Source organism: Streptomyces sp. NPDC054866, from assembly GCF_053610745.1.
Map to the genome: position 1 here is coordinate 477,991 of NZ_JBSGZA010000006.1, position 16,636 is coordinate 494,626.

The window sequence follows — 16,636 nt, forward strand, 5'->3', positions numbered from 1 at the left end:
TGCGGGGGATACGGCCCCCGGCGGGCTTCGCGCCCGCCGGGGGCCGCCTGCTGTCGGGGGCTTCTTCGGCCGCGGACGGGCCGGACGGGTGGGCGCGCGGGCCGGACGGATGGGTGCGCGTGTGCCGACGGCCAGCGGCTGTCAGTCCGGAGTCGTACGCTGGAAGCCCCCGGCCCGTATGACGGAGCCGGGCGGTTCGCGTTGCCCTCCCGCGCGCCCCCCGAACCTGGACGGAAAGCGAAAGCCCACATGAGCCTGCACGGTCTGCTCGACGCTGTCGTCAAGGACCCCGCCCTCGCCGAGGCGGTCAAGGCCGCCACCGACGGCAACCGCGCCCACGTGGATCTGGTCGGCCCGCCCGCCGCTCGCCCCTTCGCGGTCGCCGCTCTTGCTCGCGAGACGAACCGCACCGTCCTCGCCGTGACGGCGACCGGGCGTGAGGCCGAGGACCTGGCGGCCGCCCTGCGCACGATCATCCCGCCGGACGGCGTCGTCGAGTACCCCTCCTGGGAGACGCTCCCGCACGAGCGCCTCTCGCCGCGCTCCGACACCGTCGGCCGCCGCCTCGCCGTCCTGCGCCGCCTCGCGCACCCCCGCCCCGACGACCCCGAGACGGGCCGCGTCTCCGTCATCGTCGCCCCCGTGCGCTCGGTGCTCCAGCCGCAGGTCAAGGGCCTGGGCGACCTGGAGCCCGTCGCCCTGCGCACCGGCGAGAGTACGGACCTGAACGAGACCGTGGAAGCCCTCGCGGCAGCCGCGTACTCCCGTGTGGAGCTGGTCGAGAAGCGTGGCGAGTTCGCCGTGCGCGGCGGCATCCTCGACGTCTTCCCGCCGACCGAGGAGCACCCCCTCCGCGTCGAGTTCTGGGGCGACGACGTCGAGGAGATCCGCTACTTCAAGGTCGCCGACCAGCGCTCCCTGGAAGTCGCCGACCACGGCCTGTGGGCCCCGCCCTGCCGCGAGCTGCTGCTCACCGACCAGGTGCGGGAGAGAGCCGCCGCCCTCGCCGAGGCCCACCCGGAGCTCGGTGAACTGCTCGGCAAGATCGCCGAGGGCATCGCCGTCGAGGGCATGGAGTCCCTCGCGCCGGTCCTGGTCGACGACATGGAGCTGCTGCTCGACGTCCTGCCGCCGGACTCCATGGCCGTGGTCTGCGATCCCGAGCGCGTGCGCACCCGCGCCGCCGACCTGGTGGCCACCTCGCAGGAGTTCCTCCAGGCCAGCTGGGCAGCGACCGCCGGGGGCGGAGAAGCCCCCATCGACGTGGGCGCCGCCTCCCTCTGGGGTATCGCCGACGTCCGTGATCACGCCCGTGACCTGGGCATGATGTGGTGGTCCGTCTCCCCCTTCGCCGCCGATGAAGAGCTGGGAGACGACACCCTCAAGCTCGGCATGCACGCCACCGAGACCTACCGCGGCGACACCGCGAAGGCCCTCGCCGACACCAAGGGCTGGCTGGCCGACGGCTGGCGCACCGTCTATGTGACGGAGGGCCATGGCCCCGCCGCCCGCACCGTCGAGGTCCTGGGCGGCGAAGGCATCGCGGCCCGACTGGACGGGGACCTCGGCGAGCTGACGCCCTCGCTCGTCCACGTCTCCTGCGGCTCGATCGACTTCGGCTTCGTCGACCCCGCGCTCAAGCTCGCCGTACTCACCGAGACCGACCTGTCAGGCCAGAAGGCGGCCGGCAAGGACGGCCAGCGGATGCCCGCCCGCCGCAGGAAGACCATCGACCCGCTGACCCTAGAGGCCGGCGACTACATCGTCCACGAGCAGCACGGCGTCGGCCGCTACATCGAGATGGTGCAGCGCACCGTCCAGGGCGCGACGCGCGAGTACCTGGTCGTGGAGTACGCCCCCGCCAAGCGCGGCCAGCCCGGCGACCGGCTCTACATCCCCACCGACCAGCTGGAGCAGATCACCAAGTACGTCGGCGGCGAGGCCCCCACGCTGCACCGCCTGGGCGGCGCCGACTGGACGAAGACGAAGGCGCGCGCGAAGAAGGCGGTCAAGGAGATCGCCGCGGATCTGATCAAGCTGTACAGCGCCCGCATGGCGGCCCCCGGCCACTCCTTCGCCCCCGACACGCCCTGGCAGCGCGAGCTGGAGGACGCCTTCCCGTACGTGGAGACGCCCGACCAGCTCACCACCATCGCCGAGGTGAAGGACGACATGGAGAAGACGGTCCCGATGGACCGCCTGATCTGCGGCGACGTCGGCTACGGCAAGACGGAGATCGCGGTCCGCGCCGCCTTCAAGGCGGTGCAGGACGGCAAGCAGGTCGCTGTCCTCGTCCCGACGACGCTGCTCGTGCAGCAGCACTTCGGCACGTTCAGCGAGCGCTACTCCCAATTCCCCGTCAAGGTGCGGGCGTTGAGCCGCTTCCAGACGGAGACGGAGTCCAAGGCGACCCTGGAGGGCCTGCACGAAGGCTCCGTCGACATCGTCATCGGCACGCACCGCCTCTTCTCCTCCGAGACGAAGTTCAAGGACCTGGGCCTGGTCATCGTCGACGAGGAGCAGCGCTTCGGTGTCGAGCACAAGGAGCAGCTGAAGAAGCTGCGGGCCAACGTCGACGTCCTGACCATGTCGGCAACCCCCATCCCCCGTACGCTCGAAATGGCCGTGACCGGCATCCGCGAGATGTCGACCATCACCACGCCGCCCGAGGAGCGCCACCCGGTCCTGACCTTCGTCGGCCCGTACGAGGAGAAGCAGATCGGCGCGGCCATCCGCCGCGAACTGCTGCGCGAGGGCCAGGTCTTCTACATCCACAACCGCGTCGAGTCCATCGACCGAGCGGCGGCCCGCCTGCGGGACATCGTCCCCGAGGCACGCATCGCCACCGCCCACGGCCAGATGTCCGAACAGGCCCTGGAACAAGTGGTGGTGGACTTCTGGGAGAAGAAGTTCGACGTGCTCGTCTCGACGACGATCGTCGAATCGGGCATCGACATCTCCAACGCCAACACGCTGATCGTCGAGCGCGGCGACAACTTCGGCCTCTCCCAGCTCCACCAGCTGCGCGGGCGCGTGGGCCGAGGCCGCGAGCGCGGTTACGCCTACTTCCTCTACCCGCCGGAGAAGCCGCTGACCGAGACCGCCCACGAGCGCCTCGCCACCATCGCCCAGCACACGGAGATGGGCGCGGGCATGTACGTGGCGATGAAGGACCTGGAGATCCGCGGCGCGGGCAACCTCCTGGGCGGCGAACAGTCCGGCCACATCGCGGGCGTCGGCTTCGACCTCTACGTACGCATGGTGGGCGAGGCGGTGGCCGACTATCGCGCGTCCCTTGAGGGCGGCGTGGAGGAGGAGCCGCCGCTGGAGGTCAAGGTCGAGCTGCCGGTCGACGCGCACGTCCCGCACGACTACGCCCCCGGCGAGCGCCTGCGCCTGGCCGCCTACCGCTCGATCGCATCGGCGAGCAGCGAGCAGGACATCAAGGCGGTACGCGAGGAACTCACCGACCGCTACGGCAAGTTGCCCGAGCCCGTGGAGAACCTCCTCCTGGTGGCTGGCCTGCGCATGCTGGCCCGTGCGTGCTCGGTCGGCGAGATCGTGCTCCAGGGCAACAACATCCGGTTCGCCCCGGTGGAGCTGCGGGAGTCGCAGGAGCTGAGGCTCAAGCGCCTCTACCCCGGCACGGTCATCAAGGAGAACGCACACCAGCTCCTCGTCCCGCGCCCGAAGACCGCGAAGGTCGGCGGAAAGCCGTTGATCGGGCGTGAACTCCTGGGCTGGGTCGGGGAGTTCTTGACGACGATCGTGGGGTCGTAAAAGCGACCGTCGTCCCCCCGGTGCCAACCGGGGGGACGACGGTCGCCCCTTTAGGGGCGCGGGGAACTGCGCGACCAGCCACAACCGACCCGCAGACGAGAACCGGCCGCTCCAACCTCACCCCAGCCGCTGGAACACCAACACGACGTTGTGCCCGCCGAAGGCGAAGGAGTTCGACAACACCGTGTCGACGGCGCCCTCACGGCCCCCCGCCCCGACGACGTCGAGGCCCAACGCCGCGTCAGGCGTATCGAGATTGGCGGTCGGCGGCACCACCCGATGGACAATGCTCTGCACCGCGGACACCGCCTCAATGGCGCCGGAGGCGCCCAACGTGTGCCCGGTGAGCGACTTGGTGGCGGTCACGGGAATCCGCCGAGCCGCCTCGCCCAACGCCAAGTGCAACGCAGCCGCTTCCCCCGCGTCATTGAACGACGTAGCCGTCCCGTGCGCGTTGACGAGGTCGACGTCCTGCGGGGCGAGCCCACTGAAACGCAGCGCCGCGGTCACCGCCTTGGCCGCCCCCGAGCCGTCGGGCCGCGGCGCGGTGATGTGATAGGCGTCCGAAGACCGCCCGTACCCGCTGAACTCCGCGAGCGGCACCGCGCCCCGAGCCGCCGCGTGCCCCGCCTCCTCCAGTACGAGGACCGCCGCGCCCTCGCCGAGGACGAAGCCGTCCCTGTCGGCGCTGAACGGGCGGCTGGCCCGCTCCGGTTCGTCGTTGCGCGTGGACAGCGCCCGCATCTTGGCGAAGCCGCCGAGCACCGACTGGATGACCGGGGCGTCGGTGCCTCCGGCGAGTACGACGTCGGCCTCGCCGCTGGTGATCATCTGGTGGGCGGCGACGAGGGAGTCGGCCGCCGATGCGCAGGCGGTGACCGATGCGCTGCTGGGTCCCGTCAGGCCGTACTTGATGCCGATCCACGCGGCCGAGCTGTTCACCATCGTCGCCGGGATGAACCGCGCGGACAGGCCGCGGTAGCCGCCCTTCTCGTAGGCCGCGCGGAGGTTCTCCTCCGTGCTTCCGCCGCCGCCCACACCGGAGCCGATGACGACACCGATCCGGTCGGGGTCCTCGGCGCCTAGGTCGAGAGCGCTGTCCCGCAGGGCCAGTTCGGCCGCTGCGGACGCGAGGTGGGTCGCCCGGTCGGTGATCCTCTCGGTGCGCCGGTCCGGGGCGAGATCCTCGGGCAGGTCCACCTCGCCGGCTATCCGGACGGGCAGTTGCGAGGCGTCGAAGCGGGTTATGGGGCGTATCGCGCTCCGGCCCTCCATCTGGGCCACCTGGAAGTGCTTCGCACCGATGGCCAGCGGTGTGACGGGGCCGATGCCGGTGACGACGACGACGCGACGGGCGGGGGCGTCGGCACCCTGGGGGGCGCTCACGCGGCGGCCTCGGACGTGGTGGTGGTGCCGTGCTCCTCCAGGTACGTGACGACGTCCTGAAGGGTCGTGAGGTGCTCCAGGGCGGTGTCGGCGACGGCGGCGCCCAGGTGGGACTCCAGGAGGGAGACGAGCTCGACCATGTCGAGGGAGTCGAGGCCCATGTCCTCCTTGAACCGGGCCTTCGGGCCGATCTCCTCGGGGAGCAGGCCGAGCCGGTCGACGAGGTAGTCCGTCATCTGCTGCTGAAGGGTGTCGCTCATGGTGGCTGTTCCTTTCACAGGTGCAAGAAGGTGTGTTCGGTTAGTGGTTCAGGAGGCGGGCGACGCGGCAGGCCGCTGCCAGGCGCCCAGGTCGGCGTGGAGCGCGAGGCCCTGGCACACCTCGGCGAACGCGTCGACGAAGCGGTCGGCCTGTGCCGTGTCGAGGACGAGCGGCGGCTGGATGCGCATGACACCGGTGCGGTTGGCGGTGACGAAGGTCAGCATCTTGTGGTCGCGGGCCAGGGTGCCGACGAACCGCAGGCACATCAGGTCGCCGAGCGTGGACTCCATCGCGCGGCCGACGCCGGACAGGGCGCCGCGCAGCTCGTCGGGCAGCCAGTCCACGAGGGTGTGCAGATCGCCGGGGAAGCGGGTGAGCGCCTCGTCGGTGAGGGCGCGCACGGCGCCGGAGAAGTCCCCGTCGAACTCGATGGCGGTCATCATGCCGATGCCGCGCACGTCCTTGACGAAGCCGTACGGAGCGGTCACCTCGCGGAGCCTGCCGCGCAGGTGTTCGCCGACCTTGCGGGCGTGGGCGGGCAGGTCCTCGCCGGTCAGGACGTCGAGCGTGGCGAGTCCTGCCGCCGCCGCGAAGTTGCCGCCGCCGAACGTGGAGGAGTGCAGCATGGAGCGGTTGGTGGTGCCGTACGCGGCGTCCCACAGATCCGCACCGCACAGTGTCGCACCGATCGGGATCAGGCCGCCGGAGAGGGACTTGGCCAGGCACAGGACGTCCGGTTCGAGGTCGTCGTGGTCGGCGGCGAACAGTGCCCCGGTGCGGCCGAGCCCCGTCTGGATCTCGTCGAGGATGAACGCGGCCCCTGCCTTGCGGCACAACTCCCGTGCGGCGCGCAGGTATCCGGGCGGCGGCAGGACGACGCCGCCCTCGCCCTGCACCGGCTCGACGATGAACCCCGCCGCCCCTTCGATGGCCCGCTCCAGGGCTTCGAGATCCCCGTACGGCACCTCGGCGGTCTCGGGGAGCAGCGGTCCGAAGGGAGCGCGGTGGCCTGCGCGTCCGGTGACGGAGAGCGCGCCGAGCGTCTTGCCGTGGTAGCTGTTCTCCGTGTAGACGAGGCGGCTGCGGCCGGTGCCGGCCCGCGCCAGCTTCAGCGCCGCCTCGACGGCCTCCGTACCGGAGTTGCTGAAGAAGACCCGCTCCAGGCGCCCGGGGGACAGGGCGCTGAGCCGCTCGGCGAGCTCGGCGGAGTGCGTGGGCATGGAGACGTACTGCACGAAGGTCGGCGCGGAGGCGTCGAGGAACTGCCGCAGCCTGCCCGTGACTTCGGGGTGGTTGTGGCCGAGGTTGAGGCAGCCGTACCCGGCGATGAAGTCGAGGTAGTCGGTGCCGTCGGCCGTCGTCAGGGTGGCGCCGCTGCCGCCGGTGAAGACCCGGTCGAGGCCGTGGGCGGCGAAGAGGCGGGCCATGGGCGGGTTGACGTGCTGCTCGAAGCGGCGCGGCGTCTCGGCCGCCGTGTCGGGCGCGGGCGCCGGTGAGGCGGACCTGGCAGGGCGGTGGTGGCGGGCCAGGCGCTCCACGTCGTCGTCGTGGACGGTGCGCCCGAAGGAGGCGAGCGGTGTGGGCCTGAAGCCGTGCCGGGCGGCTAGGGAGCCGATGGTGCGCACCCGCTCCAGGTCCAGCTCGCGGCCCAGCGAGAAGGACTCGGCGCGGCCTTCCAGGGCGAGCACGATGGTCTCCGCGAGGCAGCCGTTGAGCTGCTGTGCGGGCGCGGGCAGTGAACCGTCGCCGACCTGCACCTCGTCCGAGGCGCTGACCAGGCCGCCGTCGATGACCAGGACGTCGCTGCCGGGCGCGGGCGGCTCGGCCACGTCGCGGGGCAGCGCCACGTCGACCACGATCGATCCGGGCCGCAGCGCGGCGGGGTCGACCAGGCCGCCGACCGAGGACGCGGTGACGTAGAGGAGGGTCTCGGCGGTGCACTGCGCGACGTCCTCGACGAGCCGCACCCGGTCGTGGTGGACCGGGTCCAGATGGCGCAGGAGCCGCTCGGGCGTCTGGGTGCCGATGCGGGCCACCAGGTCGAGCGGGTGGCCGTCGGCGAGCAGCAGCTTCGCGATGGCCAGGCCGATGGAGCCGGGGTAGCCGACGACGGCGACCCGCGCATGCTCCGGGGCGAGCCCCAACAGCCGTACGACGTGGGCGATTTCGGCGTGGGCGGCGTACACGGTCAGGGAGTTGCCGCTGGTGACGGGGACGCCGACCTGTTCGGCGGTCCACAGGCCGCGGTCGCCCACGATGGAGGTCGCGCCGCCGAGGCCGACGAGCTGCGCGCCCGCCTCCTCGCGCAGTGCGCTGACCTCGGCGACGACGAGGTCCCGTGCGGTGGTCGGGCGGGCGAGCAACTGCTGGGCGGTGTAGGGGAGATGGCGGACCTCGCCGGTCGCGGTGGCGCCGGTCGCGGAGGTCACGGAGGTGAGGAGCGGCACGGGCACGTGGTGGCGGCGGGTGCCGGGCGGCTCGGGTGTGCCGCGGTGGTCGTCGAAGAGGCGGCCGAGCAGGTCGAGGGCGCGGACCTGGTTGCGGTGGCCGGAACTGATGGGGTGAGCGAGAAAGCCGAAGGTGGCCGGCATGGGGAGATGACTCCGATTCGTGGTTGTCAGGAGACGTCTTCTGCGGTTCTTCTGCGGTTCTTCTACGGAGGTGGGTCAGCGGGCCGCGCGGGCCATGGCGAAGGTCAGCTCGGGCAGGTCGTCGCGCTGCCAGCCGAGCGAGGAGAGCAGGCTCAGGCCGTCGCCCTCGTTGTTGTGGGAGAGCAGGACCGAGGCGAACGTGACGGCGGCGCGCTGCTGGAGCAGGCCGCGCAGATCGGTCCTGGCCGCGTCGGTGATGTGCCGGTGGCGGACGGTGAGGTCGCCGTAGCGGCGGGTCCACTCCGGTTCCAGGAGGGAGAGCACCTGGGTCTGGCGGCTGGACTCGGCGCCGGTGCGGCCCTCGTGGTAGGTGCGGATGACGGAGTGGCCGCCGTCGACCAGGCGGAAGACGGTGACGTTCTGCCTCAACCGCCGTCCGTAGAGCGCGGATTGCTGCACGAGGGTCGGCGTGATGTCCGGTACGAGGGACGCGGCGCCGTCACCGATGAACGCGAGGACGTTGTCGTCGCGGGTCAGGGCGACGGTGGGCACGGCCTGGAGCGCGTCGCCCATCAGCGCCCTGCCGTACCAGCCGGAGAAGCCAGGCCCCGTACGCGGCAGGTTGCGGACGGCGGAGATGCCGCCGCGCCCCACGTCGAAGACGCCCGTATAGGTGTAGCCGTGCCGGGTGATGAGGTCTTCCAGCACGGTGCGAAGGTGCTGGAAGAAGTAGTTGGCGCTCATCGGGAGCACGGGAAGCCCGTGGATCACGTCGGACGCGCTGTCGCGGGTGCGAGCGATGGCCTCCTTGCGTACGTCGAGGACGCTGGGCGTGACGTCGAGGCCTTCCCGTACGGCCTTGAGGAAGGCGCGCGCGTCGGCGTGCACGGGGTGGTCGGCGTAGGGCGCGAGGTGCGCCTTGTCGTTGCTGACCTGGACGATGCGCAGCTGGCGGCCGAGCGTCCGGGGCGAGAAGGGTGTGGCCGCCTCGCCCAGGCGGCTCTTGAGGAAGAACAGGGCCTGTTCGCCGCGCGGACGCAGCCTGCCGTCCTCGTGCAGATAGGCGTGGACGCGTGAGGAGAAGGCGTACAGGCCGAGGGTGCCCAGATACTCCTCGACCACGGATCCGTCGCGGTGGCGGCCCACGCTGCCGGGCCGGGTGAGGGAGTCGGCGAGGCCGACACCCGCCCGTGAGGCGATGTCGTGGACCAGCCAGGACTCCTCCGCGTCCAGCGATCCGCACTGCCAAAGGAGCCTGCTGGGCTCGGAGTTGACGATGCGGAGCACCGGTTCGAGGTCGCTCTCCTCGACCTGGAGGGCGGCGGTCGCGGGCGGCTCGACGGCTTCTGGCCGGTTCAGTTCGCTCGCGGTGCCCGTCGCGTCGAGCACGGCGGGCGTGGCGAGCAGGAACACCGGGCCGCGGTGCGCGTGGTACGCCGCGTACGCCTTGGCGAGGTCGTCCGCGATGCGCTCCGGGTCGTCGAGATACACGTACGGGATGCCCTTGGCGGCGAGCACGGCGCGGGAGTCCTCGGCCGCGTGGACCGTGCCCTGGAAGGGGAACCACGCGTCGGGCGGGGTGTCGGCGCAGATGACGAAGCCGCGGGCGCGGGCGTCGCGCAGGTTGGCCAGGGTGCCGCGGAACTCGTCGACCATGCCGCTGGTCACGACGATCACGAAGGGCGCCCGGTCGAGCTGCCAGCGCGCCAACGCCCCGCTGGCCAGGCTGTGTTCGCTCGGCCCGCGAAGGACCGGGTTGCCGGTGGAGGTGGCGAGGCGGTCCAGGTCGGAGATGGTGCCGGAGACCACGGAGCCCGTGTAGTAGTGCAGCCCCCAGGGTCCGTCGCTCTCGGCGCGGGGCTGCCGGCCGAGGAAGTCGTGCAGGGCTGCGGCCAGCGCCGATGGGCCCTTCTTGGTGGCCGCGCGCAGGGCGGAGCCGGTGTGCCGCAGTTGGACGTGGTCGGTGAACGCGCAGATGACGTCGGCCGCGAGGACCCAGGCGTCGGCGGGCAGGGCGCGCAGCACGTAGGGGCGGGCGACCTGGGCGGCGGCGAGGCTCTCGGGAGCGCCGCCGATCCCGTAGACGTAGGTGCTGTGCGCGGAGAGTGTGGCGCGCAGCGGCTCGGGCAGATCGTCGGCCAGCTGCTCCAGGGCCTCGGGGAGCGAGCGGTCGAAGGGGTCGGCGCTCAGGCCCGCTCCGTCGGCGTCGATCAGGACCAGCGAGAGGGCGGCGGGGAGGGTCGATTCTCGGACAGCTCGGGCGGCTGCCGCAGTGCTGTCCGCGGTGACGATCCGTATGTCGAGGCCGGGTACCGCCCGGTCGAGAAAACGTCGGGATCTGGCCAGAGTTTCACGGTAGACCGGGGTGCTCATGGAGGGGTCGGCGGACTCTCCCATAAGGTCGTTCAACCCGGTGGCGACCCGCTCGTGGAAGTCCGCTCTTTTACTGATGGAGAGGACTGAGAAGCGGTTGCTTAATGCGCTTTCCGATTCTTTGGATGAGCTCGATGACACCTTTGCTGCTCCCATACGGGTAAACGGAAAAGGGCATCGCAAAGGCCTTCAGTCGCACATGTGAAGACCTCGTGCGAGGGTATGGCAAGGAAGGCGTAAAGCCTGAATCAAGGCATCGCAAACTAGGCCAAGCTCGTGCTTGACCTGCACTTATGCAGAAACCCTGAGAGAAGTTGAGGAATCGCCCTCAGTCGTGGTCTACGACTCGGCGATGATGAACTGACACATGTGGGGCCCCCGTTGTCGAACGTAGCCGGGCGTCGTTGCCCGGTTTTCTGGTTCAAGTGTCATCATTCAGCAGCGAAGTTGTTCGGGTCAAGCAGATCAATGGACGCGTCGCGTGATGCGGGTCACGCAATCCGAGGATGAGTGCGAAAGTTGAAATCTGTTCGGTGTCTGGTAACCCGCAATTGATGTCAACGCTTGCTTCGGCACGCGTCCAATTGATTTCATTGGGTCATGCAGAATTTAACGAAATCTAAGAAGCAGGACGGGAATATCCTGGTGCTCGGCGGCTACGGGGCCGTGGGCAGGACCGCCGCGCTCGACCTCGCGGCGAGGCTGCCGGGCCGGGTGATCGTCGCCGGCCGCGACCGGGCCCGCGCCGCCGAGCTCGCCGCGGGCAGCGGCGGCGCCCTGCTCCCCGCGCGGGTCGACCTCGCCGACCCGGCCTCACTGGAACAGGCGCTGGAGGGCGTCTCCCTCGTGGTGCTCTCCGTCGAGCCCCGCACCCCGGCCGCGCATCCCGCGCGTCTGCTCTTCGAGCGGGGCATCGGTCTGGTCGACGTCACCGCGACCCATGCGCTGATCACCGAGGTCGAGCGGCACGACGCGCTGGCCCGTGAGCGGGAGGCGACCGCCGTGCTCAGCGTCGGCGTCGCCCCCGGCCTGACCAACCTGCTGGCCCGCCGGGCTGCCGATGACGTCGGCGGCGCCGAACGCCTCGACATCTCCGTCGTCCTCGGGGCGGGCGAGGCCCACGGCAAGGACGCGGTGCGCTGGACCGTGGCCCAGCTCATGGACGGGGGGACGGGCGGGGCGCGGCCGCTGCGGGTGGCGACCTGGCCGCCGGGCCGGGAGCGCACCCACCATCCGTTCCCCTTCTCCGACCAGCACACCCTGCGCCGCACCCTCGGCGTCCCGGACGTCACCACCCGGCTCGGCCTCGACTCCGGCGCGCTGACGGGCCTGCTGTTCGGGCTGCGCAGGGCGGGGGTCTTCCGGGCCGCGCGCCGGGCCCGGCTCGACGGGGCGCTCACCGCCTCGCTCACCCGCATCCACCTGGGCGGCGACCGGTTCGCGGTGCGGGTCGACGCGCACCGGGGCGGCCGCCGGGCGACGCGGGCGCTGACCGCCACGTCGCAGTCCCGCTTCACCGGGCTCACCGCGGCGGAGGTCGCGGCGCGGGTGTACGAGGGTCAAGTGCCCACCGGCGTCCACCACATCGAGGAGGCGGCGGGCCTCGCGGAGGTGCCCGAGGCACTGGCCGCGCACGGCCTGACGGCTTGGGCCGGCGACGCGGGCGCGTAGCCGGCCCAAGCCCGACCGGTTCCGGGGCGACGGGGGAATGGTGTTGCCCGGAACCGGACGCGGTGCGTGGGGAGGGGTCACTTACCGGCCCCACGCCGTTCTGCGGAGGAGCGGTCGATGCCGCCCGCGTGACTGTCGACCAAGTCGCTTTCGCCGTCTCCATCGGCGGCCGCCGCTGCGTCCCGCTCCGCCCCGGCCGACGTACCGCCCGCAAGCTGCGCCGAGAGCCGCTCGCCCTCCATGTCGACGTGCGGCACGGTCCGCTCCAGGAAGCGCGGGAACCACCAGGCGGACTTGCCGAGCAGGGTCATGACGGCGGGGACCAGCGCCATCCGCACCACGAAGGCGTCGATGAACACGCCGATGGCGAGCGCGAACCCGATCGGCTGCACGATCGGATCGTGGCCGATGACGAATCCGGCGAAGACCGAGATCATGATCAGCGCGGCGGCCACCACCACACGCGAACCGTCCCGGAACCCGGCGATCACCGCGTCCTTCGGGGCCGCCCCGCGTGAACTCTCCTCCTTCATGCGGGAGACGAGGAACAACTCGTAGTCCATGGCGAGACCGAAGAGCACCCCGATCAGGAGGATCGGCAGGAAGCTCACCACAGGCCCCACCTTCGGCACCGCGATGAAGTCCGAGAGCCAGCCCCACTGGTAGACCGCCACCACCGCTCCGGCGGACCCCGCGATGCTCAGCAGGAAGCCGACCACGGCCTTGAGCGGGACGAGCAGCGAGCGGAACGCCAGCGCGAGCAGGATGAGCGAGATGCCGACGATCACCGCGATGAACGGCGCGAGCGCGTCGCTCAGCTTCTTCGACACGTCGATGTTGGCCGCGGTGGTGCCGGTGACGGTGAGCTTCATCCCGGCGCTGTCCGCCGTGCGCTCGCCCTCGCCCCTGATGTCCGCGACTAGGTCCTCGGTGGCTTGGGAATCCGGGCCGCCCTTGGGGATCACGGGGATCGCTGCGAGCTGCCCCGACTTGTCGACGGACGGCGGGAGGAGCGTCGAGACGCCGGGCAACTGCCCGAGCTTCTGGGCGAGTTGCTTGACGCCGTCCTCGGAGAGGGGGCCGCCCGCCCCCTTTGCCTCCGCGACCGCGATGAGCGGCCCGTTGAAGCCCTGCCCGAATCCCTCGCTGACCAGGTCGTACGCCTGGCGGGCCGAGGTGCTCTCGGGGTAGGACCCGTTGCCGGGGAGACCGAGCCGCAGGTCCTTCGCGGGGATGGCAACCGCCCCGATGCCGACCAGGCAGGCGATGAGTACGAGGACGGGGCGCCGCGCGACACCGCGCACCCAGCGCTCGCCCGCCGACGGCTTCCCGCTGCCCGGCTTCTTCTTGCCGCCGCCGAGTCCCGGCAGGCGCAGGCGGTCGACCGAGCGGCCCGCGTATCCGAAGAGGGCGGGCAGCAGCGTGACGGCGATCAGCATCGCGATGATCACGGCACCGGCCGCCGAAAGACCCATCACGGTCAGGAACGGCACCCCGGCCACCGCGAGCCCGGCGAGCGCCACGACCACGGTCGCCCCGGCGAAGACCACGGCGCTGCCCGCCGTGCCGCCCGCCCGCGACGCCGCCTCCCGCGGCTCCATGCCCTCGGCGAGGTTCTGCCGGTGGCGGGACACGATGAACAGGGCGTAGTCGATGCCGACCGCCATGCCGATCATCAGGGCGAGCACGGGCGCCGTGGAGATAATGTCGTACGAGCCGGTCAGCGCGAGCAGCCCCGCCATGCCGAGGCCCACGCCGACCAGGGCGCTGAGCAGCGGAAGACCGGCCGCGAGCATCGAGCCGAAGGTGATGAGCAGGACGAGCACCGCGACGCCGACGCCGATGACCTCGCCGCCCTCCACCGCCACCGTCGGCGTGTAGGCGTCACCGCCGAACTCGACCTGGACGCCTGCCTTTTCGGCGCTCTCGGTGGCCTCGCGCACCGCGTCGCGCGGCCCGTCGCCGAGGTCGTGCAGGCGGGTGTCGAACACCACCTGGGTGAGGGCGATCCGGCCGTCCTTGGACACCGCCTGCGCGGAGAACGGCTCGATCACCTGGGCCACGCCGTCCGCCTTGCCGATGGCCGCCGCGGCGGCGGAGACCGCCTCGCGCCGCTCGGGCGTGGTGAGCGACTGCCCATCGGGGGCGGCGAAGACGACCTGCGCCGAAGCGTTCGCGTACTCGGGAAGGCGGTCCGAGATGCGGTCGATGGTGGTCTGCGCCTCGGTGCCCGGCACCCGGAACTCGTCGGTGGTCTTGCCGGAGAAGGCGGCGGCGAGCCCGCCGACCGCGAGCAGCAGGACGAGCCAGACGGCCACCACGGCATGGCGGCGCCGATAGCAGAGCCCGGCCAATCGGTAGAGGAGCAGGGCCATGGGAGGTGCCTCCATCACACGGGGTCACACGGGGTCACACGGGGTGCATACAGGGTGCGTACGGGGTGCGTACGTGGCGCGGGGCCGGGAGAACAGCCCCTTCGCCTGCCTACGCCGACCACCATACGCACAAGTTGGTCATCTGACAAAGTCGACCGACGAAGTCGTACGTCAGGGTCGACTGATTGAGTCGCTCTCACCGATACTCTGGGGCCATGGCACACATCCCCGCCGCCGAGCGGCGTCCGCAACTCGTCCAAGCCGCCATCGAGCTGATGGCCCGCGAGGGCGTCGACGCCGGATCCACCCGCGCCATCGCCGCCGAGCTGGGCGTGGCGCAGGCGACGGTGCACTACACCTTCGGCACCAAGCGCGATCTCTACCGCGCGGTCATCGAGCAGATGACCGTCGAGCTCGTCGAGCTGGTCCGCGGTGCCGGGCCCGCTGATGAGGAGGGGCCCGCCGACTTCGAGCGGTCCATGCGCCGGATGGCCGAGGCGCTCTGGCAGGCGCTCCGCGAACAGCCCGGCCGCTTCCGGCTCTTCATCGAGCTGACCACGTACGCCGTGCGCAACCCCGATCTGCACGAGCTGCTCCGCCGCCACCAGCGCGACCTGGAGGAGACGGCGGCGGATCTCATCGCGGACGTCCTCGCCCTGACGGACGGCGTCCACGCCGCCGAACCCCTCGTCGTCGCCCGCTTCTTCCTCCAGGGCTTCGACGGGCTCTCGCTCCGGCACCTGGTGATGGGGGACGGCAAGGGGGATTCGGCGGCGGACGCGGACTCCGCGGCCGATCTGGAGCGCCTGCTGGAGGCGACGCTGAACCTCACGCGCGCCAAGTAGGAGCGGCCGGAGGGCGGGGTTACGCGTACTGCGGGATTACGCGTACTCCCGCACCAGGAGTTTGAGGCCGGGCGCGCCCATCAGCGCCTCGAACTCCCGACCCCGGTAGTCGGCACGCACCTCGAACCCGGCGCGCTCCCAGGTGTGTTGGGCCCGCGTGTTGCCGTTGAGGCAGAGGACCTGCGCACAGGCGTAGCCCTGCTCGCGCCCCAGGTCCAGGGCGTGGTCGAGCAGGGCTTCGACGACGCCGGTGCCCCGGAACTCGGGGACGACGGCGACGTTCTCGATCCCCCAGGAGCCGGCGTAGTCCGCGGGCAGACAGGACTGGAAGATCTGCTGGCGCTCGTACACGTCCTCGAAGGCGGCCGTGCCGGGCCAGTCCGCGGTCGCGGCGAGGGCGGCGCACTGCTCGCCGATCGCGGCGTGCCCGTCGGTCGCGGGGTCGTAGGCGGTGAGGGCACCCACCGGGCGGGGGCCCGCGTCACCCGGCGCCCCTGCCGCCAAGACCTCCGCCACCCAGAAGCGGGACAGGTGGCACCAGTGCGTGCGGGGCGAGAGCGCGAGCGTGCGCAGGATCTTCCGGGTGACCTCGGTCCGCTCCCCGAGGAGCGGCTCCCAGCAGCAGCGGTCCAGGTGGGACGTGGCGGCGGTCTCCATGACCTGGACGACGAAGTCGAGGTCGGCGGGCACGGCGGGGCGCACCGTGACGGCGGGGTTCGGAGACGTCCTGGAGTTCCGGGAGAGCCGGGACTTCCCGGGGTTCCCGGAGGGCCGGGTGTGCTGGGTGTTCTGCACGATGACCACCTGTTTCCGCAGCTCTGGCTGCCCATGTCCTAGTGGAGGGCTATTGGCTCCCTGTTGTGACGGTAGACGGCACTTGTTCGTTTGACCAAGTCATGTGAACCTATTTCGGCCGGTCATGGCCTGTCCGGTCACGGGGTGCAGGCGTCGGCGATCGACCGGCTGTTCTCGTAGAGGTGGTGCCGCGTGATCCGGCCGTCCTCGACGGTCAGCCGCAGCACGAAGGGGCCTTCGAAGGATTTGCCGGTGGCCCGCACAGTGCCCCACAGCTGACCGAAGATCACGGCGTCCTTGCCGTCGACGAGCATCGTGTCGACGGTGGCCCCGGCCTTCTCCGGCACGGTGTGCGCGGCGAGTTCGTCGGACTGGGCCGCGCACTCGGCAGCGGTGGAACGCGGCCGGATCCACGGCACGCCCGGGTTCTCGGCCAGCATCCAGTCGACCTTGTCGGCGAAGAGAGCGGTGAGCCCCTCGGTGTCACCCGCGAGCCTGCACTGCAGGAAGGCCTGGACGCCGGCGCGGGTGGCATCTTCGGTGGACGTGGCGGTCATGT

At 71.3% G+C, this 16,636-nt stretch carries 10 protein-coding genes; 3 read left to right on the forward strand and 7 right to left on the reverse strand.

Translation table 11 applies throughout. The annotated features are described in order from the left end of the window. Positions 1 to 249: 249 nt before the first annotated feature. Positions 250 to 3,780 (forward strand): transcription-repair coupling factor, encoded by a 3,531-nt coding sequence (gene mfd, locus ACWGI2_RS30275; RefSeq protein WP_453400183.1) that lies wholly within the window; start codon positions 250 to 252, stop codon positions 3,778 to 3,780. Positions 3,781 to 3,897: 117 nt separating this feature from the next. Here the strand turns inward: mfd and ACWGI2_RS30280 are convergent, their stop codons facing one another. The 4 genes from ACWGI2_RS30280 to ACWGI2_RS30295 all read right to left on the reverse strand — a co-directional run bounded on the left by ACWGI2_RS30280 (position 3,898) and on the right by ACWGI2_RS30295 (position 10,391). Beyond that, on the reverse strand, positions 3,898 to 5,166 hold the full coding sequence (locus tag ACWGI2_RS30280) for a beta-ketoacyl-[acyl-carrier-protein] synthase family protein (protein ID WP_453698757.1): 1,269 nt from the start codon (positions 5,164 to 5,166) through the stop codon (positions 3,898 to 3,900). Continuing rightward, positions 5,163 to 5,426: an acyl carrier protein gene (locus ACWGI2_RS30285; protein ID WP_453400185.1), complete on the reverse strand. Its 264-nt coding sequence runs from the start codon at positions 5,424 to 5,426 to the stop codon at positions 5,163 to 5,165. The genes ACWGI2_RS30280 and ACWGI2_RS30285 overlap by 4 nt, the downstream gene beginning before the upstream one ends. A 48-nt stretch (positions 5,427 to 5,474) precedes the next feature. Further along, a complete protein-coding gene (locus tag ACWGI2_RS30290; RefSeq protein WP_453698759.1) occupies positions 5,475 to 8,018 on the reverse strand; it encodes an aminotransferase class III-fold pyridoxal phosphate-dependent enzyme in 2,544 nt (847 codons plus the stop codon). A gap of 75 nt (positions 8,019 to 8,093) precedes the next feature. Continuing rightward, a complete protein-coding gene (locus tag ACWGI2_RS30295; protein ID WP_453698761.1) occupies positions 8,094 to 10,391 on the reverse strand; it encodes a hypothetical protein in 2,298 nt (765 codons plus the stop codon). A 600-nt stretch (positions 10,392 to 10,991) separates the two neighbouring features. On the opposite strand from ACWGI2_RS30295, the gene ACWGI2_RS30300 reads away from it, so the two are divergent. After that, positions 10,992 to 12,062 (forward strand): saccharopine dehydrogenase family protein, encoded by a 1,071-nt coding sequence (locus ACWGI2_RS30300; RefSeq protein WP_453698763.1) that lies wholly within the window; start codon positions 10,992 to 10,994, stop codon positions 12,060 to 12,062. Between the two features lie 77 nt (positions 12,063 to 12,139). Here the strand turns inward: ACWGI2_RS30300 and ACWGI2_RS30305 are convergent, their stop codons facing one another. Further along, a complete protein-coding gene (locus ACWGI2_RS30305) occupies positions 12,140 to 14,437 on the reverse strand; it encodes an MMPL family transporter (protein ID WP_453698765.1) in 2,298 nt (765 codons plus the stop codon). A 215-nt stretch (positions 14,438 to 14,652) separates the two neighbouring features. Between ACWGI2_RS30305 and ACWGI2_RS30310 the strand changes: the two genes are divergently transcribed. Beyond that, positions 14,653 to 15,282, forward strand: coding sequence for a TetR/AcrR family transcriptional regulator (locus ACWGI2_RS30310; protein WP_453698767.1), 630 nt, complete (start codon positions 14,653 to 14,655; stop codon positions 15,280 to 15,282). A 36-nt stretch (positions 15,283 to 15,318) separates the two neighbouring features. Here ACWGI2_RS30310 and ACWGI2_RS30315 read toward each other — a convergent pair whose 3' ends face one another. Continuing rightward, positions 15,319 to 16,077, reverse strand: a complete 759-nt coding sequence (locus tag ACWGI2_RS30315; RefSeq protein WP_453698769.1) for a GNAT family N-acetyltransferase — start codon at positions 16,075 to 16,077, stop codon at positions 15,319 to 15,321. Positions 16,078 to 16,214: 137 nt separating this feature from the next. Continuing rightward, positions 16,215 to 16,634 (reverse strand): nuclear transport factor 2 family protein, encoded by a 420-nt coding sequence (locus ACWGI2_RS30320; protein ID WP_453698771.1) that lies wholly within the window; start codon positions 16,632 to 16,634, stop codon positions 16,215 to 16,217. Positions 16,635 to 16,636 lie beyond the last annotated feature (2 nt).